This is a genomic window from Kitasatospora sp. NPDC018058 (assembly GCF_044327205.1).
Lineage (GTDB): Bacteria > Actinomycetota > Actinomycetes > Streptomycetales > Streptomycetaceae > Kitasatospora.
In genome coordinates, this window is sequence record NZ_JBIRFA010000001.1 from 313303 (window position 1) to 336942 (window position 23640).

The 23640-nt window shown below is 72.8% G+C and carries 20 protein-coding genes and 2 tRNA genes; 14 read left to right on the top strand and 8 right to left on the bottom strand.

Annotation, left to right across the window (positions count from 1 at the left end):
- Positions 1-10: 10 nt before the first annotated feature.
- Positions 11-1123 carry a PDZ domain-containing protein gene (locus ACH4E7_RS01405; protein ID WP_396246949.1) on the top strand — a complete coding sequence of 371 codons (1113 nt, stop codon included), beginning with the start codon at positions 11-13 and terminating at the stop codon, positions 1121-1123.
- A gap of 17 nt (positions 1124-1140) precedes the next feature.
- On the opposite strand, the gene ACH4E7_RS01410 is transcribed toward ACH4E7_RS01405, so the two are convergent.
- The gene (locus tag ACH4E7_RS01410; RefSeq protein ID WP_396246950.1) at positions 1141-1722 is read right to left on the bottom strand and encodes a PPA1309 family protein; all 582 of its coding nucleotides are present in this window, start codon (positions 1720-1722) and stop codon (positions 1141-1143) included.
- Between the two features lie 185 nt (positions 1723-1907).
- Here ACH4E7_RS01410 and ACH4E7_RS01415 point away from each other — a divergent pair, with 185 nt between their 5' ends.
- The 4 genes from ACH4E7_RS01415 (at position 1908) to ACH4E7_RS01430 (ending at position 7515) form a co-directional block, all read left to right on the top strand.
- Positions 1908-4868 carry a UPF0182 family protein gene (locus ACH4E7_RS01415; protein WP_396246951.1) on the top strand — a complete coding sequence of 987 codons (2961 nt, stop codon included), beginning with the start codon at positions 1908-1910 and terminating at the stop codon, positions 4866-4868.
- 65 nt (positions 4869-4933) lie between these two features.
- Positions 4934-5007, top strand: a tRNA-Met gene (locus ACH4E7_RS01420).
- A gap of 83 nt (positions 5008-5090) precedes the next feature.
- Positions 5091-5164: transfer RNA gene (locus tag ACH4E7_RS01425), tRNA-Met, on the top strand.
- A 374-nt stretch (positions 5165-5538) separates the two neighbouring features.
- Positions 5539-7515: a tetratricopeptide repeat protein gene (locus ACH4E7_RS01430; protein ID WP_396246952.1), complete on the top strand. Its 1977-nt coding sequence runs from the start codon at positions 5539-5541 to the stop codon at positions 7513-7515.
- Between the two features lie 51 nt (positions 7516-7566).
- Here the strand turns inward: ACH4E7_RS01430 and ACH4E7_RS01435 are convergent, their stop codons facing one another.
- Positions 7567-7980 (bottom strand): Fur family transcriptional regulator, encoded by a 414-nt coding sequence (locus ACH4E7_RS01435; RefSeq protein WP_396246953.1) that lies wholly within the window; start codon positions 7978-7980, stop codon positions 7567-7569.
- A 104-nt stretch (positions 7981-8084) separates the two neighbouring features.
- Here ACH4E7_RS01435 and ACH4E7_RS01440 point away from each other — a divergent pair, with 104 nt between their 5' ends.
- Positions 8085-9560 carry a catalase gene (locus ACH4E7_RS01440; RefSeq protein ID WP_396246954.1) on the top strand — a complete coding sequence of 492 codons (1476 nt, stop codon included), beginning with the start codon at positions 8085-8087 and terminating at the stop codon, positions 9558-9560.
- A gap of 80 nt (positions 9561-9640) precedes the next feature.
- Here the strand turns inward: ACH4E7_RS01440 and hisN are convergent, their stop codons facing one another.
- From hisN to ACH4E7_RS01465, 5 genes are all read right to left on the bottom strand, one after another.
- The gene (gene hisN, locus ACH4E7_RS01445; protein WP_396246955.1) at positions 9641-10438 is read right to left on the bottom strand and encodes a histidinol-phosphatase; all 798 of its coding nucleotides are present in this window, start codon (positions 10436-10438) and stop codon (positions 9641-9643) included.
- Between the two features lie 72 nt (positions 10439-10510).
- Complete coding sequence (locus ACH4E7_RS01450; protein ID WP_396246956.1) at positions 10511-10834, bottom strand: DMT family transporter; 324 nt, start codon at positions 10832-10834, stop codon at positions 10511-10513.
- Between the two features lie 120 nt (positions 10835-10954).
- Positions 10955-12010, bottom strand: a complete 1056-nt coding sequence (gene rsgA, locus ACH4E7_RS01455) for a ribosome small subunit-dependent GTPase A (RefSeq protein WP_396246957.1) — start codon at positions 12008-12010, stop codon at positions 10955-10957.
- Positions 12011-12025: 15 nt separating this feature from the next.
- Entirely contained in the window at positions 12026-13357 is a 1332-nt protein-coding gene (aroA, locus tag ACH4E7_RS01460; RefSeq protein ID WP_396246958.1) for a 3-phosphoshikimate 1-carboxyvinyltransferase, read from the bottom strand.
- An 82-nt stretch (positions 13358-13439) separates the two neighbouring features.
- Positions 13440-14162, bottom strand: a complete 723-nt coding sequence (locus ACH4E7_RS01465; protein ID WP_396246959.1) for a M50 family metallopeptidase — start codon at positions 14160-14162, stop codon at positions 13440-13442.
- Between the two features lie 138 nt (positions 14163-14300).
- Between ACH4E7_RS01465 and ACH4E7_RS01470 the strand changes: the two genes are divergently transcribed.
- The 8 genes from ACH4E7_RS01470 to def all read left to right on the top strand — a co-directional run bounded on the left by ACH4E7_RS01470 (position 14301) and on the right by def (position 22390).
- A complete protein-coding gene (locus tag ACH4E7_RS01470; protein ID WP_396246960.1) occupies positions 14301-15053 on the top strand; it encodes an SOS response-associated peptidase in 753 nt (250 codons plus the stop codon).
- 56 nt (positions 15054-15109) lie between these two features.
- Positions 15110-15748 carry an alpha/beta family hydrolase gene (locus ACH4E7_RS01475; protein ID WP_355672450.1) on the top strand — a complete coding sequence of 213 codons (639 nt, stop codon included), beginning with the start codon at positions 15110-15112 and terminating at the stop codon, positions 15746-15748.
- 400 nt (positions 15749-16148) lie between these two features.
- Complete coding sequence (locus ACH4E7_RS01480) at positions 16149-16799, top strand: sigma-70 family RNA polymerase sigma factor (RefSeq protein WP_396247139.1); 651 nt, start codon at positions 16149-16151, stop codon at positions 16797-16799.
- Positions 16796-17209, top strand: coding sequence for a mycothiol system anti-sigma-R factor (rsrA, locus tag ACH4E7_RS01485; protein WP_396246961.1), 414 nt, complete (start codon positions 16796-16798; stop codon positions 17207-17209). The genes ACH4E7_RS01480 and rsrA overlap by 4 nt, the downstream gene beginning before the upstream one ends.
- 362 nt (positions 17210-17571) lie before the next feature.
- Complete coding sequence (locus ACH4E7_RS01490) at positions 17572-19005, top strand: HD-GYP domain-containing protein (RefSeq protein WP_396246962.1); 1434 nt, start codon at positions 17572-17574, stop codon at positions 19003-19005.
- A 131-nt stretch (positions 19006-19136) separates the two neighbouring features.
- Positions 19137-20426, top strand: a complete 1290-nt coding sequence (locus ACH4E7_RS01495; RefSeq protein ID WP_396247140.1) for an HD-GYP domain-containing protein — start codon at positions 19137-19139, stop codon at positions 20424-20426.
- 296 nt (positions 20427-20722) lie between these two features.
- Positions 20723-21709 (top strand): tetratricopeptide repeat protein, encoded by a 987-nt coding sequence (locus ACH4E7_RS01500; protein WP_396246963.1) that lies wholly within the window; start codon positions 20723-20725, stop codon positions 21707-21709.
- A 111-nt stretch (positions 21710-21820) separates the two neighbouring features.
- On the top strand, positions 21821-22390 hold the full coding sequence (gene def, locus ACH4E7_RS01505) for a peptide deformylase (protein WP_396247141.1): 570 nt from the start codon (positions 21821-21823) through the stop codon (positions 22388-22390).
- 61 nt (positions 22391-22451) lie between these two features.
- Here def and ACH4E7_RS01510 read toward each other — a convergent pair whose 3' ends face one another.
- Positions 22452-23495 (bottom strand): ferritin-like protein, encoded by a 1044-nt coding sequence (locus ACH4E7_RS01510; RefSeq protein ID WP_396246964.1) that lies wholly within the window; start codon positions 23493-23495, stop codon positions 22452-22454.
- Positions 23496-23640: the final 145 nt, after the last annotated feature.

Sequence of the window (23640 nt, forward strand, 5' to 3'; positions counted from 1 at the left end):
GTGTCGAGGCATGCCACGCCGCTCCGCGACGATGCTCGCTGCCACCCTGCTGCTCATAGCGCTGCTCTGCGTCTCGGTGCTGATGAAGGTGCCGTACACGGAGATGAGCCCGGGGCCGACGTACAACACGCTCGGCGACCAGGGCGGCAAGTCGGTGATCGCCATCACCGGGCACGACTCGTACCGGACGAGCGGGCACCTCAACATGACCACCGTCCAGGTCACCGGGGCCAAGTACGAGCCCAGCCTGGTCAACGCGGTGATCGGCTGGCTGCGCGACGACGTGCTGGTGGTGCCGCACGACAACGTCTACCCCAAGGGGCAGTCGGACGCCGACGCCAAGAAGCAGAACGCCGAGGAGTTCGCCTCCTCCGAGGACAGCGCCCGCACCGCCGCGCTCAAGCAGCTGGGCATCCCGGTCGGCAACGACCTGATCGTCAAGTCGGTCACCGCGGGCGCCCCCGCCGAGGGGCGGCTGCACGCGGGCGACCAGATCGTCGCCGTGGACGGCGCCGCGGTCTCCTCGGTCGACCAGGTGGTCGCCGCCGTCACCAAGCACAAGCCCGGCGAGTCGGTGGTCTTCACCGTGGTGCCGCGCACCAAGGACGCCTCCGGCAACGGCACCGCCACCCCGGGGACCAGGACCGATGTCACCGTCCCGACCGTGCGGGCCAGGGACCTCGACCCGAAGGCCCCGGCCGAGCGGGCCGACCTCGCCGTGGTCGGCATCGGCACCGGGATCCGGCACACCTACCCGTTCCAGATCGACATCGGCCTGCAGGACGTCGGCGGCCCCAGCGCCGGGCTGATGTTCTCGCTCGGCATCATCGACAAGCTCACCCCCGGCGGCGACCTCACCGGCGGCAAGTTCGTCGCCGGCACCGGCACCATCGACGACGACGGCAAGGTCGGCCCGATCGGCGGGATATCGATGAAGCTGATCGCCGCCCGCGATGCCGGCGCCGAGTACTTCTTCACCCCGTCCTCGAACTGCACCGAGGCCACCAAGAACGTCCCGTCCGGGCTGACCCTGATCAAGACGGACACGCTGGACGGCGCGCTGAAGTCGCTGGAGCAGATCCGCTCCGGGCAGACCTCCGCGCTGCCGTCCTGCGCCAAGTAGCCCAGGTGTAGCGGCGGTTACGCGAAGGTCGCCAGCAGCGCGTCGGTCAGGCCGGGCACCAGGTCCGGGCCGGTCAGCACCTCGCGGGCGGTGTCCTTGGAGCGCAGCCGCAGGGCGATCTCCTTCTTGCCGTCGCGCAGCACCGCGGCGGTGATCCGCACCTCCTCGCGCTTGGGGTGGTTGGCCACCCACTCGGCGAGCTGGGCGTCACTGGCGTTGCGCGGGCGGGACTGCTCGGCGCCCGGCGGCAGCATCTGGCGCTCGACGACCAGGGCACAGCCGGCCACCGCGTCGGGCCAGGCGATGGTGCCGAGGAACTTGTCGAGCGGGGTGCCGGCGGGGATCTCGTCCTGCTCGATCGGGGTGAGCCCGGGCTCGTCGCCGTCGGTGAGGCCGAGCTGCTTGGCGATCTTCGGGTCGGCCTTGCGCAGGGCGGTGCTGTCCACCAGGGCGAACAGCCGGGCCGGGAGGTCCCAGCCGAGGGTGGCGGCGTACTCGTCGATCTCCAGCGCGGCCCGGGTGAGCGGGGTGGCGGCGGGGAGCTTGGAGACATCGTCGGCGGAGCCGGGGGGGTTGGTGAATGCAGACGCGTCGGACATGACTCAATCCTCACACGCCGGGCGGGTGGCGCCCGCCGGGCGGGCCAGGGCGCCGGTGACGGGGGTGTGGGGGAACGGCGTCGTAACCGTCTGCTAACGGTGGGAACTCGGCCGAAGCCTGGTTTAGTTGCTCTGACGACCGACCTTCCAGACGACACAGCTGAGGTGCCACCGTGGTATTCCAGATGCCGGAACGCTCAGGGCCGGGTTTCCGGCGCAGGGTAGGCCCGCCCTCCCGGCGGGCGCGGGTGGCCCTGCTGACCCTGGGCGTGCTCGCGGTGCTGTTCCTGCTGTTCGTCATGTTCGCCGGCTTCTGGACGGACTGGCTGTGGTTCAGGTCGGTCCACTACTCCTCGGTGTTCACCACCCAGCTGTGGACGAAGATCGGGCTGTTCGCGGTGTTCGGCCTGCTGATGGCGGTGATCGTCGGCTTCAACATCTGGCTGGCGCACCGGCTGCGGCCGCCGCTGTCGGCGATGTCGGTCGAGCAGCAGAGCCTGGACCGCTACCGGGCGGGGCTGGCGCCGTTCAAGCGCTGGGCGCTGATCGGGGTCTCGCTGGTGATCGGTCTGGTGGCGGGCGCGGCGGCGTCGGGCCAGTGGCGGACCTGGCTGATGTGGACGAACGCGACGTCCTTCGGTGAGAAGGACGCCCAGTTCGGCATGGACGTCTCGTTCTACGCCTTCGACCTGCCGTTCTACGAGTTCGTGCTGGGCTTCGCGTTCAGCGCGGTGATCGTCTCGCTGCTGACCTCGGCGCTGGTGCACTACCTGTACGGGGGGCTGCGGCTGCAGGGTCCGGGCCGGCGTGCGAGCGCGGGCGCGCAGGGGCACCTGGCGGTGCTGCTGGGCGTGTTCGTGCTGCTGAAGGCGGTGGCGTACTGGCTGGACCGGTACGCGCTGGCGGTGAAGACCGGCTCGTACAAGGGCGTGTCGGGCTGGACGGGCCTGCGCTACGTGGACGCCAACGCGTTCCTGCCGGCCAAGACGATCCTGTTCTTCGTCGCGATCATCTGCGCGGTGCTGTTCTTCCTGACGCCGATCCGCCGGACCTGGGCGCCGGCCCTGATCGGGCTGGGGCTGATGGTGCTGTCGGCGGTGCTGATCGGCGGGCTGTACCCGGCGATCGTGCAGCAGTTCCAGGTCAAGCCGAACGAGCAGGCCAAGGAGACGCCGTACATCCAGAAGAACATCGACGCCACGCGGCAGGCGTACGGGATCGCGGACGCGCAGACCACCCCGTACAGCCCGCAGGGTTCGACCAACGCGGACGCGCTGAAGCCGGACGCGCAGACCATCGCGGACATCCGGCTGCTGGATCCGAACATCGTCTCGCCGACGTTCCAGTCGCTGGAGCAGCAGCGCAACTACTACGCGTTCCCGAGCACGCTGGACGTGGACCGCTACGGCACCGGCACGGGCAAGCAGGACACCGTGATCGGCCTGCGCGAGCTGGACCTCAACGGGGTGCAGCGCAACTGGATCAACGACCACTTCAAGTACACCCACGGCTACGGCGCGGTGGTCGCCAAGGGCAACCAGGTCGACGACCGGGGCCAGCCGGTGTTCACCGAGTCGGGCCTGCCGGCCACCGGTGCGCTGGGCGACTACGAGCAGCGGGTCTACTACGGCGAGAAGACGACGACGTACTCGATCGTCGGCGGCTCGAACAAGGAGATCGACTACACCGATCCCAAGACCGGCCAGAACGCCGAGTACACCTACTCCGGCGACAGCGGGGTGTCGCTGAGCAACCCGATCACCCGGGCCGCGTACGCGGTGCGTTTCGCCGAGCCGCAGATCCTGTACGCGGGGGCGATCACCGACGGCGCCAAGGTGATCTACAACCGGACGCCGAAGGAACGGGTGGAGAAGGTCGCGCCGTGGCTGTCGATCGACGCCGACCCGTACCCGGTGGTGCAGGACGGCCGGGTGGTGTGGGTGCTGGACGGCTACACCACCTCGGACGGCTTCCCGTTCTCGTCGAAGACGACGCTGGGCGCCGCGACCAAGGACTCGCTGACCAACCAGCGCGGTGAGCTGCTGGCCGTCGCCAACCAGGTCAACTACATCCGCAACTCGGTCAAGGCCACGGTGGACGCCTACACCGGCGAGGTGAAGCTCTACCAGTGGGACGAGAAGGACCCGGTGCTGAAGACCTGGATGAAGGCCTTCCCGGGCACGGTCGAGCCGAAGGCGGACATCCCGCAGTCGCTGCTGCCGCACCTGCGCTACCCGCAGGACATGTTCAAGGTGCAGCGCGACCTGCTCGGCCAGTACCACGTGACCGACGCCAACTCCTTCTTCAACGGCAGCGACATCTGGCAGGTCCCGGTGGACCCGACCAGCGACACCAAGCAGGTCCAGCCGCCGTACTACGTGACGGTGCGGATGCCGGACACGAACGCCGCGAGCTTCTCGCTCACCAGTACCTTCGTGCCGAACCAGCGGCCGAACCTGGCGGCGTTCATGGCGGTGAACGCGGATCCGGGCGACGACTACGGGAAGATCCGCATCCTGAAGATGACGGGTGAGAGCGGCGCCCCCGGCCCTGGCCTGGTGCAGTCGAAGTTCAACTCCCGTCAGGAGGTGGCCTCCCAGATCACGCTGCTGAAGAGCGGCGGCGACTCGGAGCTGGAGTACGGCAACCTGCTGACCCTGCCGGTCGGCAACGGGCTGCTGAACGTCGAGCCGGTGTACGTGCGCGGACGCGGTGCCAAGTACCCGACGCTGCAGAAGGTCCTGGCGGTGTACGGGGACGACAACGTGGCGTTCGAGAACACCCTGGAGGACGCGCTGAAGAAGGTGTTCTCGGGGGCGGCCCCGGCGACCACCCCGACCGTGCCGTCCACCGCCGGCAACGGGACGACGCCGACGCCCACACCCACCGGGCCGGCCACCCCGGCGCCGGGCGGGACGATCTCGCCGGAGCTGCAGAAGGCGCTCACGGACGCGGGGAAGGCGTACAACGACAGCCAGACCGCGTTCAAGAACGGCGATTGGGTGGCCTACGGCAACGCCCAGAAGGCGCTCGGCGACGCCCTGAAGGCGGCCGAGGCGGCCCGCGGCGCCGGCCCGGCGCCGGCCCCGACGGCGACGCCCACGGGCGCGGCCTCGGCGAGTGGATCGCCGAGCCCGCACCCGTAGTCCCGCTGAGCTGCGGTAACCGTTTTCCGCTCCACCCCGCGCCCGTGCTAGAGTTCAATCACCGACGCGGGGTGGAGCAGCTCGGTAGCTCGCTGGGCTCATAACCCAGAGGTCGCAGGTTCAAATCCTGTCCCCGCTACTCAGTGCCAGAGGCCCGGAGGATCACTCCTCCGGGCCTCTGGCATTTGCGTCGTCATTTCCGTGCTAAGGTTTAACCACCGACGCGGGGTGGAGCAGCTCGGTAGCTCGCTGGGCTCATAACCCAGAGGTCGCAGGTTCAAATCCTGTCCCCGCTACTCAGTAGCCGAAGGGCCCGGAGGATTCTTCCTCCGGGCCCTTCGCGTTTGCGGGTGCGGGCGTTTCCGTCCGGAAGCGGTGGGAACCGCTCCGGTACTATCGACCGTCGCCAACGGGGACGGCACTGGGGTTTGTGGGGTGGAAGTGTCGGGAAATCGACAAAGCGCCGAAGCAATTTCGTCGGCTTCGGGTCGGCCCCGCCCGAATTCGGCCGGGGTAGGTGTACGCGGGTAGCGGGTGATGCGACGATGGGACACATGGGGGACGGTGCACGGTTGCTGACCGGCCGTCGGGTCCGGCGCCTCTCCCGCGAGTCCCTCCGGCCGCGGGCCGGGGCACGATGCCGCGACACTCTGGGGGAGCGGGAGTCGGCATGAGGCTGATCGGCAAGTCAGGCACCAAGTCCGGTGCGGCCGTCGAGGCGGACACCGACGCCTGGGCGGAGAGCACCGAGAGCCCCGACAGCCGCCCCGGAGCCCTGCCCGCCCAGCGCACCAGCGGACTGTCGGAGCGCCCCCAGGCCGGCGGCTTCGGGCCGGACAGCCTCGTCCACGTGCCCACCCGTCAGTTCTCCGAGGCCGTCGGCCCGTACGGCGCCGCGGCCGGCGAGGACGCGCCCTCGGGCGCCGCCCTGGACCCGGCCGGCCTGGATCCGACCAGCTTCGAGACCGCGCTGGCCGCCCGCGAGTCCGCCGCCCTGGAGGCCCGCCACCGGCAGGCCGCCGACGGCGGCGACCCGGACGCGGCCTCCCGGCTCGGCGCCCTGCTGCTGCGCCGCGGCGACCTGGAGGACGCCGAGCCCTATCTGCGCGCCGCCGCGGCCGCCGGGGTGCGCGCCGCCGCCAACAACCTCGGCGTGCTGCTGCACCAGCAGGGCCACCGCGCCGAGGCCGGCCAGTGGTGGCGCCAGGCCGCCGTGGCCGGCAGCGCCCCGGCCGCGCACGCGCTCGGGCTCCAGCTGCGCGACCAGGGCGAGGAGGAGGCCGCCGAGTACTGGCTGCACTTCGCCGCCGACCACGGACACCCGCTCGGCGCCTACGCGCTGGGCGACCTGATGGAGCACCGGCGCGACGTGCGGGCCGAGCGCTGGTTCAAGGTCTCCGCCGACGCCGGGCACCGCGAGGCCGCCTACCGGCTGGCCCGGATGCGCGAGGCCGCCGGGGACAAGGAGACCGCCGAGGCCTGGTACCGCACCGCCGCCGCCCGCAGCCACGCCCGCGCCGCGCTGCGCCTGGGCGTGCTGCTGGAGGAGCGCTCCCGCGCCGACCAGTCGCTGCTGGACGAGGCGGCCCGCTGGTACCGGCAGTCCGCCCAGAACGGCGAGCCGCGCGCCGCCTGCGCGCTCGGCTTCCTGCTGCGCGACTCCGGGGAGGTCACCGCCGCCGCCGAGTGGTGGCAGGAGGCCGCCGAGGCCGGCGACGGCAACGCCGCCAACGCGCTCGGCGCCCTGCACGCGAGCCGCGGCGAGGCCAAGGAGGCCGAGCACTGGTACCGCACCGCCCTCGACGCGGGCGACCAGAACGGCGCCTTCAACCTCGGCCTGCTCTGCGCCGGCACCGGCCGCGAACAGCAGGCCGAGCAGTGGTACCGCCGGGCCGCGTACGCCGGGCACCGGGAGGCCTGCAACGCGCTGGCCGTGGTGCTGCTGCAGCGCGGCGACGAGTCCGGCGCCGAGCCCTGGTTCTCCAAGGCCGCCGAGGCCGGCAGCGTCGACGGCGCCTTCAACCTCGGCGTGCTGCACGCCGGGCGCGGCGAGCACCGCCAGGCCCAGGAGTGGTACGCGCGGGCCGCCGCCGAGGGCCACGGCGAGGCGGCGCTGCAGCTGGCCGTCGCCCAGGAGCAGCGCGGCAACCTGGCCGGCGCGCTGGAGCGCTACCGGCAGGCGGCGGCCGGCGGCTCCGCCGAGGGCGCGTTCCGGCTGGCCTCGGTGCTGGACCGGCGCGGGGACGCCGACGCCGAGGCCGAGCACTGGTACGCGGTGGCGGCCGACGCCGGGCACCGGCGGGCGCAGGTGCGGATGGGCGTGCGGGCGGCCGAGCGCGGGGCGCTGGAGATCGCCGAGAGCTGGTACCGGCGGGCCGCCGAGGTGGGCAGTCGCAGCGCCGCGTTCAACCTGGGGCTGCTGCTGGCCCGGCAGGACAGCGAGGCGGAGGCGATGCTCTGGTACACCCGGGCCGCCGACGCCGGACACGGGCGCGCCGCGCTGCGCCTGGCGCTGCTGGCGCTGCGCCGGGGCGAGCCGGTGCAGGCCGAGAACTGGTGCCGGCGGGCGATCGACTACGGGCCGGCCGAGGTGGCCGAGCGGGCCGGGCGGCTGCTCGGCGCGCTGCACGCGGAACTCAGCGCGTAGCGCCCCGTCAGCGGGGCGGCGCCGGTCGTCGGGGCAGGGCCGGTCTGCGGGTCAGGGGCGGCAGTCGGGGCACAGGCCGCGGTAGGTGACCTCGGCGGCGGTGACCGCGAAGCCGAAGCGCTCGGCGGCGGGCAGGGCGGTCAGCGGGTCGCCGTGCGGGTGGACGTCGCGGATCGCGCCGCAGCCGGAGCAGACCAGGTGCTGGTGGGCGCGGTGCGCGTTGGGGTCGTAGCGCTTGGCGCGGCCGTCGGTGGCCACCTCCAGCACCTCGCCGAGGGCGACGAGTTCGCCGAGCGTGTTGTAGACGGTGGCGCGGCTGATCTCGGGCAGGTGGGCGGCGGCGCGGGCGTGCACCTCGTCCGCGGTGAGGTGGACGTGCTCGCCGTCGAGGACCTCGGCCACCACCCGGCGCTGCGAGGTGAGCCGCCAGCCGCGTCCGCGCAGTCTCTCCAGCAGGTCACTCATGGCACCAGAGTAAGTCACGCTCTGAGTTTGGTTCCAGTGTTGACTTAGACAAAGTCTAAGTTAGGATCGTGTCATCACGACCGGATCCCTCGGAGGCACCCGTTATGACCACGCAGGACGAGCTGCGCCCGACCCTCACCACGGAGGCGGGTGCCCCCGTCGCCGACAACCAGAACACCGAGACCGCGGGCGTCGGCGGCCCGGCCCTGATCCAGGACCAGCTGCTGTTCGAGAAGCTCGCGCACTTCAACCGCGAGCGGATCCCGGAGCGCGTGGTGCACGCCCGCGGCGCCGCGGCGTACGGCACCTTCACGGTGACCGCCGACGTGTCGCGGTACACCCGGGCGGCGTTCCTGTCCGAGGTCGGCCAGCAGACCGAGGTCTTCCTGCGCTTCTCCACCGTGGCCGGCAACCTCGGCTCGGCCGACGCGGTGCGCGACCCGCGCGGTTTCGCGGTGAAGTTCTACACCGAGGAGGGCAACTACGACCTCGTCGGCAACAACACCCCGGTGTTCTTCATCAAGGACGCGGTCAAGTTCCCGGACTTCATCCACACCCAGAAGCGCGACCCGTACACCGGCTCGCAGGAGGCCGACAACGTCTGGGACTTCTGGGGCCTGTCGCCCGAGGCGACCCACCAGGTGACCTGGCTGTTCGGCGACCGCGGCATCCCGGCCACCTACCGGCACATGAACGGCTACGGCTCGCACACCTTCCAGTGGCAGAACGAGGCCGGCGAGTACTTCTGGGTCAAGTACCACTTCAAGACCGACCAGGGCATCCGCAACCTCACCCAGGCCGAGGCCAACACGCTCGCCGGCGAGGACCCGGACAGCCACCAGCGCGACCTGCGCGAGTCCATCGAGCGCGGCGAGTTCCCCACCTGGACGGTGCAGGTCCAGATCATGCCGGCGGCCGACGCGGCGGCCTACCGCTTCAACCCCTTCGACCTGACCAAGGTCTGGCCGCACGCCGACTACCCGCCGATCGAGATCGGCCGGCTGGAGCTCAACCGCAACCCGGAGAACGTCTTCGCCGAGGTCGAGCAGTCGATCTTCTCCCCGGCGCACTTCGTGCCCGGCATCGGCCCGTCCCCGGACAAGATGCTCCAGGGCCGCCTGTTCGCCTACGCCGACGCCCACCGCTACCGGGTCGGCATCAACGCCGACCACCTGCCGGTGAACCGCCCGCACGCCACCGAGGCCCGCACCAACGGCCGCGACGGCCACCTGTACGACGGCCGCCACGGGCGACAGAAGAACTACGAGCCGAACAGCTTCGGCGGCCCGGTGCAGACCGGCCGCCCGCTGTGGGCCGCCACCGCCGTCGACGGCCTCACCGGCAACCACGCGGCGCCCTCGCACGCCGAGGACGACGACTTCACACAGGCCGGCAACCTCTACCGGCTCTACTCCGAGGACGAGAAGCAGCGGCTGATCGCCAACCTGGCCGGCTTCATCGCCAAGGTCTCCGCCGACCGCGAGGACATCGTGGAGCGGGCGGTCGACAACTTCCGCAAGGCCGACGCCGACTACGGACAGCGGCTGGAGGCGGCGGTCCGGGAGCTGCGCAAGCAGTAGCGGCGACCGTGACCGAGCAAGCGGCGGGTCCCTTGACCAGCACGAACTGGTCAAGGGGCCCGCACCAATACGGGAGCGAGTTACACGCTCAGCCGCCGCAGGGTCTCCTCGTGCAGCAGGCCGTTCGAGGCGACCGCGTCGGCGCCGCCCGGACCGGGGATGCCGTCCAGGCCGGTGAAGCGGCCGCCCGCCTCCTCGACCACGATGCACGGCGCGGCCATGTCCCACAGCGACAGCTCGGGCTCGGCGGCGATGTCCACCGCACCCTCGGCGACCATCATGTAGGACCAGAAGTCGCCGTAGGCGCGGGTGCGCCAGCAGGCCCGGGTGAGGTCCAGGAACGGGTCGAGGCGGCCGCGGTCCTCCCAGCCGGTGAGGGAGGAGTACGAGAAGGAGGCGTCCTCGATCCGGGACACGCCGGAGACGTGGATCCGGGAGGCCTTGGCCAGGCTGCGGCCGGCGAAGGCGCCCAGGCCCTTGGCGGCCCACCAGCGGCGCTGCAGCGCGGGCGCGGAGACGATGCCGACCACCGGGCGCTCGACGCCGTCCGGGCCGTCCTCCAGCAGCGCGATCAGGGTGGCCCAGACCGGGACGCCGCGGATGTAGTTCTTGGTGCCGTCGATCGGGTCGATCACCCAGCGGCGCGGGCCCGAGCCCTGCAGGCCGAACTCCTCGCCGAGGACCGCGTCGCGCGGACGGGCCCGCTGGAGCACGCTGCGCACGAGCTCCTCGGCGGCCTTGTCGGCGTCGCTGACCGGGGTGAGGTCGGGCTTGGTCTCGATCGTCAGGTCGAGGGCGCGGAAACGCTCCAGGGTGACCGAGTCGGCCGAGTCGGCGAGGACATGGGCGAGTCGGAGATCGTCGTGGTAGTCGGCCATGTCCGAAACCCTAGCGAGCCCGCCCCGATCGGCACAGCCGGGCTCGCGGAGCGGGACGCATCCTTCCCTCCCTCAGCGGGCGGAGCCGCTGAGCTGCAGGCCGATGACGCCGGCGATCACCAGGGAGATGGAGACCAGCTTGAGCACCGAGGTGGTCTCGTTCAGGAAGACCATGCCGTAGACGGCGGTGCCGGCCGCGCCGATGCCCGTCCACACGGCGTAGGCGGGACCGACCGGCAGGCTCTTCAGGGACAGGGTGAGCAGGCCGAAGCTGCCGAGGGCGAACACGCAGAAGCTGATGGTGGGCCAGAGCTTGGTGAAGCCCTCGCTGAGCTTGAGGTTGATCGCGAAGCCGGTCTCCAGCAGGCCGGCCAGGACCACCAGGGCCCATGCCATCGCGTGCCCTCCCTGTCGATCGACGGACGGACCGTGCCCGGCCCGACTTTCCTATGATCGCCAGGCGGGCTAGCTCCGACACCTCGAACGGCCCACGGGCCTCAAGGGAGGGCCGCGCGGTCAGTCGCCCTCGCGGGACTCCTTGCTGGCCAGCAGGCGGCGCAGCGAGTAGAGCCGGGCGGCCTCGGCGTGGCCGTCGGCGACCCAGGCGTCCAGGGCGCAGTCCGGCTCGTCGTGGCTGCAGGCACGCGGGCAGTCGACGGTGCCGGGCTCCAGGTCGGGGAAGGCGTGGATGACCCGGGACGGGTCGATGTGCGAGAGGCCGAAGGAGCGGAAGCCGGGGGTGTCGATCACCCAGCCGGAGTTGAGCGCCTTCTTGGAGCCCGCCTTGGCGCCGGGCGGCGGGGGCAGCCGCAGCGCGAGGGCGGAGACGGTGGTGTGCCGGCCGCGGCCGGTGACCGCGTTGACGTCGCCGGTCTGCCGCTGGCGGTCCGGGACGAGGGCGTTGACCAGGGTGGTCTTGCCGACGCCGGAGTGGCCGATGAACACCGTGGAGCGCCCGCGCAGGTGCTCGCGGACGGCCTCGGCGCCGGTGGTCTCCAGTTCGTCCCGGCGGGTGACCACGTAGTTGATGCCGAGCGGGGCGTAGGACTCCAGCAGCGGGGCGGCCGGGGCGAGGTCGGACTTGGTGAGCACCAGCAGCGGTTCCATGCCCGCGTCGTAGGCGGCGACCAGGCAGCGGTCGATCAGCCGGGGGCGCGGTTCGGGGTCGGCCAGCGCGGTGACGATGGCCAGCTGTTCGGCGTTGGCGACGACGATCCGCTCGTACGGGTCGTCGTCGTCCGCGGTGCGCCGCAGCACGGAGCCGCGCTCCTCGACCCGGACGATCCGGGCGAGGGTGTCGGCGTCCCCGGTGAGGTCGCCGACCAGGCTGACGACGTCCCCGACGACGACGCCCTTGCGGCCCAGCTCACGGGCCTTCATGGCGACGACCTGGCGCTCCTGTTTGGTCCCCGGGTCGACCAGGCAGGTGAGTCGGCCGCGGTCGACGGTCAGGACCATCGCCTCGGCGGCGTCCTCGTGCTTGGGCCGGATCCGGGTCCGCGGCCGGGAGCCCCGGCGGGCGGGGCGGTTGCGGATGTCGTCCTCGTCGGCGTCCTTGCCGTAGCGGCGCATGGCTCAAGTCTCCGCTCAGGCGTCCGCCGCCGCTTCGCCGAGCAGTTCCGCCCACATCCTGGGGAAGTCCGGCAGGGTCTTGGCGGTGGTGGCGACGTTCTCCACCTCGACGCCGGGCACGGCGAGGCCGAGTACGGCGGCGGCGGTGGCCAGGCGGTGGTCCTCGTAGGTGTGGAAGACGCCGCCGTGCAGCGGGCGCGGGCGGATCCGCAGGCCGTCCTCGGTCTCGCTGACGTCGCCGCCGAGGTCGTTGATCTCCTTGGCGAGGGCGGCGAGCCGGTCGGTCTCGTGCAGGCGCAGGTGGGCGATGCCGTACAGGTGGGACTCGGAGTCGGCGAGGGCGGTGACGGCGGCGATCACCGGGGTGAGCTCGCCGACGTCGTGCAGGTCGGCCTCGATGCCGTGGATCCGGCCGCTGCCGGTGAACTGCAGGCCCTCGTCGGTGAACTCGCAGGCGCCGCCCATCCGGGTGTAGAGGTCGCGCAGCTGGTCGCCGGGCTGGGTGGTGTGCTTGGGCCAGTCGCGGACGGTGACCCGGCCGCCGGTGACCAGCGCGGCGGCGAAGAACGGCGCGGCGTTGGACAGGTCGGGCTCGACCACCAGGTCGCGGCCGATCAGGGCGCCGGGGGTGACCCGCCAGACGTCCTTCTCGCCGCCGTCCTCGGGGGCGTCGACCTGGGCGCCGGCCAGGCGCAGCATCTCGACCGTCATCCGGATGTGCGGCAGGGAGGGGACGGGGCCGCCGACGTGCCGGACCTCGACGCCCTGGTTGTAGCGGGCGCCGGAGAGCAGCAGGGCGGAGACGAACTGGGACGAGGAGGAGGCGTCCAGTTCGACCGGGCCGCCGTCGAGGCCGCCGGTGCCGTGGACGGTGAGCGGGAAGCTGCCGCGGCCGCCGTCCTCGATGCGGGCGCCGAGCGCGCGCAGGGCGTTGATCACGCCGTGCTGGGGGCGCTCGTGGCTGCGCGGGTCGCCGTCGAAGTGGACCGGGCCGTCGGCGAGGGCGGCGAGCGGGGGCAGGAAGCGCATCACGGTGCCGGCGTTGCCGACGTCGACGTTGGCGGGGCCGCGCAGGACGGGCGCGGGGATGACCCGCCAGGCCTCGCCGCCGCCGGTGCCGCCGGAGTCGTTGTTGACCTTCTCCTCGATCGTGACCCCGAGGGCGCGCAGGCCGTCGGCCATCAGCTGGGAGTCGCGGCTGCGCAGCGGGCGGCGCACCCAGCCGGGCCCGTCGGCGAGTGCCGCCAGCACCAGCGCCCGGTTGGTGACCGACTTGGAGCCGGGGATGGTGACGGTGGCGTCGACGGGGGCGGTGGCGACGGGGGCGGGCCACAGGGTCTCGGTCATGTGGGCCAGTCTAGGGGCCGTACCGGAACGGTCCCCTGCGGTGGCCGCATGCCGGGACGGGCCGCCCGCCCCCGCGGTGGGGTCACAGGGGTTGGAGGAGCCAGCTGGCGCCGAGGGCGAGGCAGGCGAGGGCGACGAGCAGGAAGACGGTGACCCAGGCGAGGGCGGGGACGTGGGTGAGCCGGGCGAGCTGGTCGGCGTCGGAGTCGCGGGCCCAGCCGATCCGGCGCTGGTGCTGGAGTTCCAGGACGGGGCGTACGGCGCCGAACAGCAGGAACCAGCAGCCGAGGTAGGCGAAGCCGGCCTGGACCTGGGCGCTGCCGAACCAGGAGACCAGGAAGAAGGCGCCGCCGGCGACCAGGACGGTGAACAGGCCGAAGGCGTTGCGGATGCGGATGAGCAGGGCCAGCAGCAGGGCGATGGCGAGCCACAGCAGCAGGGTGATCCGGTCGGCGGCGAGCAGGGCGGCGCAGCCGAGGCCGAGCAGGGCGGGGGCGGTGTAGCCGGCGGCGGCGGTGAGGACCATGCCGGGGCCGGTGGGGCGGCCGTAGGAGAGGGTGAGGCCGGAGGTGTCGGAGTGCAGCCGGATGCCGGCGAGTTTGCGGCGGGTGGCGAGCGCGGCGAGGCCGTGGCCGCCCTCGTGGGCGATGGTGACGGCGTTGCGGGCGACGTGCCAGAGCGGGCGGGCGAGGACGGTGAGCAGCGCGGCGGCGGCGGTGGCCAGGACGAGCCAGCCGGGCGGGGCGGTCTGGGTGCCGGTGACCTGGTCCCACAGGGCGCCGAGGTTGTGGTCGTTCGGATTCATCGGGGGGCCTGCGCCTCCGTTCGCTGCGTTGGGCCGTTCGGGGCAGCCTCCCATGCGGGGACGGGTGGGCGGGAGCGGGCGGTTCCGGCCGGTGGATGAGGAAGTGGTGAGGACGGGCGGCATGGCAAGCTGGCCCGCATGTGCGGTCGCTTCGCAGCCAGCAGCAAGCCCGAGGACATCGTCGAGCTGTTCGACGTGGAGTTCTGGGATCCCGAGGAGGCCCTGGAGCCGAACTGGAACGTGGCGCCGACCAACAGCGCGTTCGTGGTGCTGGAGCGGCTGTCCAAGGAGCGGGCGCGGCCGGTGCGGCAGCTGCGGGCGCTGCGCTGGGGGCTGGTGCCGCAGTGGTCGAACTCCGCCGAGACGGCGGTCAAGATGATCAACGCCCGGTCGGACACGGTGCACGAGAAGCCCGCGTACCGGCAGGCCTTCGCCTCGCGGCGGTGCATCCTGCCGGTGGACGGCTACTACGAGTGGCAGACGGTGCCGGGCGAGTGGGGCAGGGCGCGCAAGAAGCCGTTCTTCGTCTCCCGGGCGGACGGTGCCCCGCTGGCGCTGGCCGGGCTGTACGAGTTCTGGCGCAACCGGGCGGTGCCGCCGCGGCATCCCGAGGCGTGGCTGGTGACGTTCACGATCGTCACCACGGACGCCGAGGAGGCGCTGGCGCCGATCCACGAGCGGATGCCGCTGTTCCTGGACCGCGAGTCGTGGGGCGAGTGGCTGGATCCGCGGCCGGGCGACCCGGACGGGCCGCGGCGGCTGCTGATACCCCCGCCGCCCGGTGCGCTGCTGGCCACGCCGGTGTCCCCGGCGGTCGGCAACATCCGCAACAACGGCCCGGAGCTCAAGGAGCCGTGGGCCGAGGTCGAGTACGAGACCACCCTGTTCTGAGAATCGATGCAGCCTGAGAATTGACGGAGTCCGAACCTTTCCTTGGAGCCGCCGAGATGACCACCTCCGAACTCGTTGCCACCGAGGCCGGCGAGGCCCGGATCACCTTCCACCGGGCGGCCGCCCCGAAGGCCGTGCTGGCGCTCGGGCACGGCGCGGGCGGCGGGATCGAGGCCCGGGACCTGGTGGCGCTGGCCGAGCGGCTGCCACCGCGCGGGATCACCGTGGCACTGGTCGAGCAGCCCTGGCGGGTGGAGGGCCGCAAGCTGGGTCCGGCGCCGAAGACCCTGGACCTGGGCTGGCGGCCGGTGGCCGAGCACCTGGCCGGGCAGGGGCTGCCGCTGGTGGTCGGCGGGCGCAGTGCCGGGGCGCGGGTGGCCTGCCGTACGGGGGCGGCGACCGGGGCGGTGGGGGTGGTGGCGCTGGCGTTCCCGCTGCACCCGCCGGGCAAGCCGGAGAAGAGCCGGGCGGAGGAGCTGCTGGAGTCGGGGTTGCCGACGCTGGTGGTGCAGAGCGCGGCGGACCCGTTCGGCGGGCCGGAGGAGTTCCCCGAGCTGCCGCAGGGGCACGAGCTGGTGGGGGTGCCGTACGGCAGTCACGGGTTCGCGGTGCCCAAGCGGGCGCCGATGGGGGAGGACGAGGTGCTGGGGCTGGTCTGTTCGGCGGTGGGGGACTGGGTGCTGCGGCTGGTGTGAGCGCTTCGCCGCCGGGACGGCTGTGAGCAGGGAGTTCGCAGTCGCTCACTCGTGCGAGTGAACGGGGCGCGGGGGCGGGAATGCGGGCGGGGTGTCGGTGGTTGTCGTCTCCGTCAGCACGAGTCACCGGTGAGAGGCAGGGCAGATGGGTTCGATCGCGTGCCCGGAACGGCCTGAGGAGCGCGAGGCCGCAGCGGCGTTCGCCCCCTCCTGGTCGGAGTGGCTTGACGCGGGCGAGAAGCCCGTCAGCCCGATATCCTCCATTTCTGGGCGGCCCGCCGTGGGCCGTGTCCGTCATGCCGAGGAGGTGGGTCCGGTCGTCGGGACCGAGCACGAGGCCGAGCCGGGCCGTGGCCCGGACGAGGTCCTGCCTGCGGACGAGGCGCTCACCGGTGAGGAGCTGGCCGAGGTGATCGGCGAGGACACCTTCCGGGTGTCGGCGGAGGAGACCGAGGAGGCCCGGCGGGAGCGCTTCGAGCGCGACGCCCTGGGCTACCTGGATCCGATGTACTCGGCGGCGCTGCGCATGACGCGCAACCCCGCGGATGCGGAGGATTTGCTCCAGGAGGCGTTCGCCAAGGCGTACGCGTCCTTCCACCAGTTCCGTGAGGGCACGAACCTCAAGGCCTGGCTGTACCGCATCCTCACCAACACGTTCATCAACTCGTACCGCAAGAAGCAGCGGGAGCCCCAGCGCACCGCGGCGGAGGAGATCGAGGACTGGCAGTTGGCCCGGGCCGAGTCGCACATGTCGACGGGTCTGCGTTCGGCCGAGACCCAGGCGCTCGACCACCTGCCCGACAGCGATGTGAAGGACGCGCTCCAGGCCATTCCGGAGGAATTCCGGATCGCCGTCTATCTCGCGGACGTAGAAGGCTTTGCGTACAAGGAGATCGCGGACATCATGGGTACTCCCATCGGTACGGTGATGTCTCGGCTGCACCGCGGCCGCCGTCAGCTGCGCGGCATGCTGGAGGATTACGCCCGTGAGCGCGGGCTGGTCCCGGCCGGCAGCGGGGCAGGGCAGGAAGCGAAGGGCTCGGGCTCATGAGCTGCGGCGATCCGCACGAAACGGAGTGTGGCGAGGTCCTCGACCACCTCTATGAATTCCTCGACAACGAGATGGCCGAGGGCGACTGCGCCAAGCTGCGCGTGCACTTCGAGGAGTGCTCACCCTGCCTGAAGCAGTACGGGCTGGAGCAGGCGATCAAGGCGCTGATCAAGCGTTCCTGCGGCTGCGACGACACCCCGGCCGACCTGCGCGGCAAGGTCCTGGCCAGGATCGACTCGATCCGGTCCGGGCAGCGTTCGGGCGAGCAGGTGGTGGTCGCCGTGGAGACCCCGGTCGAGGTGCACGTCGAGTCCGCGCGTCAGGCGCCGACCCTGGCGCAGGAGGGCGCGACCGAGGAGCAGGCCGCGCGCCCCGGTGCGCCGGTCGAGGCCGCCGCCCAGGCGGAGTGACCGGCCGGTCGAAGCACGGCGTGACGGCCACCGGCCGGGCGGAGTAGTCCGTCGGCCCGTCGACGAGGGCGGCCCGAACGGTTCGGGCAAGGAGTTCAGCGGCCCCGGGAGTGTGCGCTCCCGGGGCCGCTCCCGTTCTGCTCGCATGCGCCGTCACTCGTTCGAGTGAGTTGGCGGTGCGCCAACTGCGCCATTGCGCGATCATGCGTCCCCATGCCCGGACGGCGGCCTATCCTCCTGACGGACGCTCACCGCCGGTACTCCCGGCGTGCTGAGGCAACACGGGCCCGGACGGCGGGGAGGTCGAGATCGCTACCGACAGTGGAGGCGCGACCCTGCCGCAGGGGGCGGCGCGCTACCTGGTGGCCGTCCCGGTGGCGGCGCTGTGCTGCCTGCTGCCGCTGCTGCCCGCCGCCGCGGCGCCCGGGGTGCCGCGCTGGCTCGGCCACCCGGTGGACTGGCCCAAGGTCGGGCTGCTGGCCTTCCTGCACGGCGCCTGGGAGTCGCTCGCCCAGGGCCTGCCCACCCCCTGCCGACTCCTCCTGCGCCGGCTGCTGCGCCGCCCCGCACCGGCGAAGCGGGCGCCGGCCCGGCCCGGGGTGAACGCCTTCTTCCCGGTGCTGTTCGCCGGGGTGCTGATGCTCCCGCCGGCCGCCGCCGCCCTGGTCGCCGCCCCCGCCGCGCTGCTCGGCGGCCCGACCGGCCCCGGCTGCCGCCGGCGCCAGCTGTTCAACGGCTCCCAGCTCGCGCTGTGCGCCTTCGGCTCCTCCGCCGCCTTCCACCTGCTGCGCGGCCCGCAGCTGCTGCTCGGCTCCCGCTTCCCGGCCGCGCTGCTGCCCGGCTCCGCCGCCGTCGCCGTGTTCTGCCTGGTCAACGGCGCGGTGGTGGGCGTGATGCTGATGCTCAGCGAGGGCCGCGGGGCCGGGGTCGTGCTGCGTGGGGCCTGCTCGGTGTGCGGGCTGCCGGTGCTGGTGCACGCGGCCGGCGGGCTGATGGTCGCGGTGCTCTGGCAGGGCCCGTACGGGGCGTTCGCCGCGCTGCTGGCGCTGCTGCCGCTGTCCATCTCCGCCTGGGTGTTCGCCCAGGGCCAGCGCGAGCGGGACGCTCACCAGGCCACCGTGCAGTCGCTGGTGCAGGCCGTGGAGATCAAGGACGCGTACACCCGCGGACACAGCGAACGGGTCGGCCGGGCCTCGGTGCTGATCGCCACTCAGCTCGGCATGGAGGCCGAGCGGCTGCGCACCCTGCGCTTCGCCGGGATCCTGCACGACGTCGGCAAGCTGGGCGTGGCCACCGAGCTGCTGCGCAGAAACGGTCCCCTCAGCGAGGACGAGCGCCGGGCCGTGGAGATCCACCCGGTGTACGGGTACGAGCTGGTGCGCGGGATCGACTTCCTCGGCGAGGCGCACGCCGGGATCCTGCACCACCACGAGCGGATGGACGGGCGCGGCTACCCCAGTGGGCTGGCCGGCGAGCAGATCCCCGAGTTCGCCCGGATCATCTCGGTCGCCGACGCCTTCGACTCGATGACCTCCACCCGCTCCTACCGGCGCGGCCGCCCGGTCACCGAGGCGGTGGCCGAGCTGGAGCGCTGCTCGGGCAGCCAGTTCGACCCGGCCATGGTGCGGGCGCTGATCGCCGCGCTGGCCGTGCACGACTGGCAGCCGGTGGTGCACTCCGAGGACTACGTGCGGGCCGTCCCCGACATCCCGCTCGGGGTGCCCGAGCCGGTGCGGGCCGCGCCCGTCCGGGTGCCCGCCCAGGGCAGGACCGTCCCCGCGGCCGGGCAGCTGTGACGGGCCCCGGGCGCGTCGGCTCCGCCCGTACGGCGCTCGCCCGTGCCGCCTCCGCCCGTGCCGCCTCCGCCCGTGCCGCCTCCGCCCGTGCCGCGTCCGGTCGGGCGGCCCGCGGGCACACCGCCCGCGCCGTGCACACCGCCGCCGCCGTCCTGCTGGCGGTCGCGCTCGGCGCGGTCGCGCTGCGCGGGGTCGCGGAGCCGAGGGTCGCGCTGGCGTTCACCGCGCTGATCGCGCTCGGCGAGTGCGTCCGGATCACCCTTCCGGGCGACCGCGAACAGGCGCCCATCGGCGCGGCCGGTGCGTTGGCGTACGCCCTGCTCGGACCGCTGCGCGGGGTGCCGACCGCGCACGGCATCCTCCAGGTGGTCGCGGTGACCGGGGCCGGCCTGCTGCTGGCCTGGCTGCCCGGCCTCGCCCTGCCGCACCGCCCCGAGCGCCCGCACCGGCGCCCGCCCTGGGCCGACCCGGCCCGCCGGGACAGCGCCGCCCGTCGACTGCTCGCGGTCGGCTTCGCCGCCGCCGTCTTCCAGCCGCTCTACAACGGCGGCCTGGTCGACCGCTTCTCGCCCGAGGGCCCGGCCTACGGGGCGTTCCTGACCGCCGTCGCCGCGCTGGCCGCGCTCTGCGACGCCACCCTGGCGGCGCTGCTGCGCTGCGACACGGCGGGCCCCGGGAGCGGGCCGCGGTTCCCGGCGGCGCTGGAGGACGAGCTGCGCTCGCTGTTCGGGATCGGCTCGGCGATCGTCTCCACCGGGATGCTGGTCAGTCTCGCGGCCGGCGAGGTCGGGCTGTGGGCGCTGCCGCTGTTCTGCACCCCGCTGCTGCTCGCCCAGGTGTCCTTCCGGCGGGCCGCCGCGGTGCGGGCCACCACCGGGCAGACCATCGCGACCCTGGCCCGGGCCACCGAGGTGGCCGGCTACACCCCGCACGGGCACGCGCGCCGGGTCGCGGACACGGCGTGCGCGCTGGGCCGCGAGCTGGGGCTGGGCACCCGGGAGCTCGCCCTACTGGAGTACGCGGCGCTGATGCACGACGTCGGCCAGCTGTCCCTGGTCGAGCCGGTGCCGGACGGCGCCACCGCGCTGCTGCCCTACGACGAGCAGCAGCGGATCGCCCGCCTGGGCAGTGAGGTGATCAGCCGCACCGGGGTGCCCCGGCAGGTCGCCGAGCAGGTCGCCCGGCTGGCCGACCCCTGCTCCGGGCCGGTCGGCGGCGAGCGCCCGGTGCCGCTCGCGGCCCGGATCATCCGGGTCGCCAACGCCCACGACGACCTGCTGACCGCGGCCCGCGGCCGGGGCGTCGGCGAGGCGGTGGGGCGGCTGGAGGCGCTGGAGGTACTGCGGCTGGGCCGCGGCCGGGTCTACGACGCCCGGGTGGTGGACGCCCTGGCCCGGGTCGGCGGGCAGACCCGCGGCTGAGCGCGCCCCGGGTGCGCCCCCGGGCGCGGGCACAGCTGCGGCCGGGTCGGGGTGGAGGCCCGCTCGCCCTCGGATCGGGCCCGCGCGGCCAGGGGTTGAGGAGGCGCGCTCCGGCGGGCAGGCTGGGGAGGGGCGGGCCCCAACCTCGGCGGTGGGGAGCGCGGGCGGGGGCGGGCGTGGTTGGATGCGGTCGTAGCGTGGAACACCGACCCGGAGCACCGGGACCCGGGCCCCGTCGAGGACGGGACGGGCCCGGCGGTACGGGACTTGAGCGGATGACGACGGCAGGGACGAACGTGAGGATCTTCCACCGGGCACGGCACCGGCCGTCCGCCACCTGGCGGCAGACGACCGACCGGGCCTTCACGCTGATCGGCGACGGCCGCTACGAGGACGCCGGCGCCCTGCTGGTGATGGCCGCCGACCTGGAGCCCTGGCTGTCCGACTCCTGGTTCAACCTCGCCCTGCTGCACAAGTTCCGCCGGGACTGGGAGCAGGCCCGCTCGGCCGGCCTGCGCGCCGTCGCCCTGCTGGACCGCGAGCACGGCGCCCCCGACTGGTGGAACCTCGGCATCACCGCCACCGCCCTGCAGGACTGGCCGCTGGCCCGCCGCGCCTGGCAGGCGTACGGGCTCAGGCTGCCCGGCGGCCCCGGCGTGGACGGCCCGGTCAGCCTCGACCTCGGCACCACCCCGGTGCGGCTGTCCCCGGACGGCGAGTCCGAGGTGGTGTGGGGCCGGCGCCTGGACCCGGCCCGGATCGAGGTGCTGTCCATCCCGCTGCCCTCCTCCGGCCGCCGCTGGGGCGAGGTGGTGCTGCACGACGGCGCCCCGCACGGCGAGCGGGTCACCGACGGCGTCGCCTACCCCGTCTTCGACGAGATCGAACTGTGGGCGCCCTCCCCGGTGCCCACCTACGTGGTGCTGCTGCAGGCCGCCACGGCCGGTGACCGGGACGCCCTGGAGCGGCTGGTCGCCGACGCCGGCTACGCGGCCGAGGACTGGACCTCCTCGGTGCGGCTGCTGTGCCGGGCCTGCTCGGAGAGCCGGATGGCCTCCGACGACGGCGTCGTCGCCCACCACGACCCGCACGACGACGGCGACGCCGCCCACCCCGGGCACCTCAGCCACCTCAGTCAGGGCGGCGCCGCCGGGATGTCCTGGCTGGTCGAGCGCGAGTGCGGGATCGCCGCCCCCGCGCACCTGGTCCGCGCCCTGCTGGACCGCTGGGTCGCGGCCGCCCCCGGGAGCCGGGCTTACCGGGATCTCGAAGAAGTCTGCTGAGTACCCTGGTGAGGTACGCGTAGACCTATGGAAGCGGAAGACATGGCGGAGCAGCACGACCACGAGCACGAGCACGACGTGGAGGGGGCGGCGCCCGAGGCGCCCGTCAAGGTGATCGGTGAGGAGCCCGACCTCGCCAAGGGCACCGCGCGTCCGATCACCGTCGTGGGCAACCCGGTGCTGCACCGCGAGGTCAAGGACGTCACCGTCTTCGACGGCGAACTGTCCGCACTGATCGACGACATGTTCCAGTCGATGTACGCCGCCGAGGGCGTCGGCCTCGCCGCCAACCAGATCGGCGTGGACCTCAAGGTCTTCGTCTACGACTGCCCGGACGACGAGGGCGTGCGCCACATCGGCCACGTGATCAACCCGAAGCTGGAGGAGTACCCGGCCGACCGCCGCCGCGTGCTCGACGACGGCAACGAGGGCTGCCTGTCCGTCCCCACCGCCTACGCCGAGCTGCCGCGCCCGGACTACGCGGCCGTGACGGGTGTGGACAAGGACGGCAACCCGATCCGGGTCGAGGGCACCGGCTTCTTCGCCCGCTGCCTCCTGCACGAGACCGACCACCTGTACGGGTTCCTCTACATCGACAAGCTGTCCAAGCGCGACCGCAAGGACGCGCTGCGACAGATGGCCGAGGGCACCGCGCGCTACGCGACCGTGCCGAACGAGTAACCGCTGACTGCGAGTTGAAGGCCGGTGCGGACCCGTCCGCACCGGCCTTCGCGCTGTCCGGTTACACCAGGAGCCACTCGGGGCCGTAGGTGGAGCGGGGGTCGGCGGGGAGCTTGACGACCTCGATCTGCTGGGCCGTGGTGCGCATCTGGAACATCAGGCCGATCGCGGTGCCGATCGCGGACGGGTCGTCGCTCCAGGCGTGTTCGAGGGCGCGCAGCATGTCGCTGTACTGCTTGTTGAAGGCGTCCAGGAGCTTGGCGGTGGGCTGGTCGGGCGAGTTGGGGTCGCCCGTGCGGGGCCAGCCACCCCTGGGCACCCGGGCGACCGGGGAGGTGTCCGGCAGAGGGACGTCGGCGCCGGTGAACTCCCACTTCTGGGTCATGTCGTTGAAGACGAGCTTCTTGCCGACGGCGATCTCCTTGAAGGCGTAGTAGTGGGCGAGTTCGCCCGGGGCGCTGGGGAAGGGGTCCTCCGGGGAGGCGGTGGTCCCCTCGCCCTGGGTCTGGATGATGTGGATCGCCTTCAGCACGTCGTCGATGGCATTCATCGCGAAGAGGTCGCGGTTCGGCCCGGGCGAGGAGGTCACCTGCCGCTGACCGGTGAGGAGGTGGGCGAACTTGGGGAAGACGTTGGCGATGCGCTGGTAGAAGGCGCCGATGGTGTTGCCGTCGGCCGCGAAGGCGAGCGGGTTCTCGGGCTTCTCGATGTCGGAGAAGAGATTGGCGGAGTCGCGGGTCAACCCGCTGAGGTAGACCGTCAGCCCGGGATTCACGCCACCGGGAAGCTCGCCCGGGTACTTCGGGACGGTGAGCGGGTCGGTGAGGACGACCGTGCCGCCGATGCTGGTGAGCATGTTGCAGACCAGCCCGAAGTGGTACATCTCGTCGAGGATGATCTCGTGGATGGTGTGACGGACCGGCTTGCTGTTGTCCGTGTCGGTGATCGACCAGAGGGCGGTGGCGTAGGGCGCGATGGTCGACACCTCCAGCATGATCGCCCGCTGGAGGGCGTCCTTGAGCTCCTGCTCGGTCCAGTCCTCCTCCGCCATGCTCATGAGCTGGACGATGGCGTCGCTCTCGTAGTCGAGGATTCCGGTCGTCACGGGGGTGCCCCTTTCGTTCGGCTGTGGGCCGGACGGTAACCGGGGGCGGGTCGTGCGTATGCGTGTGGTGCCGGTGTGGCTTGGGAGTTCATACGGACGGGCGGCGTGCGGCGCCGTTGCCGCCCCGCCCGGTGCAAACGCCGGG

Coding starts and splice junctions, on each gene's coding strand:
- ACH4E7_RS01440 (WP_396246954.1), top strand. CDS start 8,085: ATGACCACGCAGGACGAGCTGCGCCCGACCCTCACCACGGAGGCGGGT.
- ACH4E7_RS01470 (WP_396246960.1), top strand. CDS start 14,301: ATGTGCGGTCGCTTCGCAGCCAGCAGCAAGCCCGAGGACATCGTCGAG.
- ACH4E7_RS01435 (WP_396246953.1), bottom strand. CDS start 7,980: ATGAGTGACCTGCTGGAGAGACTGCGCGGACGCGGCTGGCGGCTCACC.
- ACH4E7_RS01410 (WP_396246950.1), bottom strand. CDS start 1,722: ATGTCCGACGCGTCTGCATTCACCAACCCCCCCGGCTCCGCCGACGAT.
- ACH4E7_RS01475 (WP_355672450.1), top strand. CDS start 15,110: ATGACCACCTCCGAACTCGTTGCCACCGAGGCCGGCGAGGCCCGGATC.
- ACH4E7_RS01465 (WP_396246959.1), bottom strand. CDS start 14,162: ATGAATCCGAACGACCACAACCTCGGCGCCCTGTGGGACCAGGTCACC.
- ACH4E7_RS01430 (WP_396246952.1), top strand. CDS start 5,539: ATGAGGCTGATCGGCAAGTCAGGCACCAAGTCCGGTGCGGCCGTCGAG.
- rsrA (WP_396246961.1), top strand. CDS start 16,796: ATGAGCTGCGGCGATCCGCACGAAACGGAGTGTGGCGAGGTCCTCGAC.
- rsgA (WP_396246957.1), bottom strand. CDS start 12,010: ATGCGCCGCTACGGCAAGGACGCCGACGAGGACGACATCCGCAACCGC.
- ACH4E7_RS01405 (WP_396246949.1), top strand. CDS start 11: ATGCCACGCCGCTCCGCGACGATGCTCGCTGCCACCCTGCTGCTCATA.
- aroA (WP_396246958.1), bottom strand. CDS start 13,357: ATGACCGAGACCCTGTGGCCCGCCCCCGTCGCCACCGCCCCCGTCGAC.
- hisN (WP_396246955.1), bottom strand. CDS start 10,438: ATGGCCGACTACCACGACGATCTCCGACTCGCCCATGTCCTCGCCGAC.
- ACH4E7_RS01450 (WP_396246956.1), bottom strand. CDS start 10,834: ATGGCATGGGCCCTGGTGGTCCTGGCCGGCCTGCTGGAGACCGGCTTC.
- ACH4E7_RS01415 (WP_396246951.1), top strand. CDS start 1,908: ATGCCGGAACGCTCAGGGCCGGGTTTCCGGCGCAGGGTAGGCCCGCCC.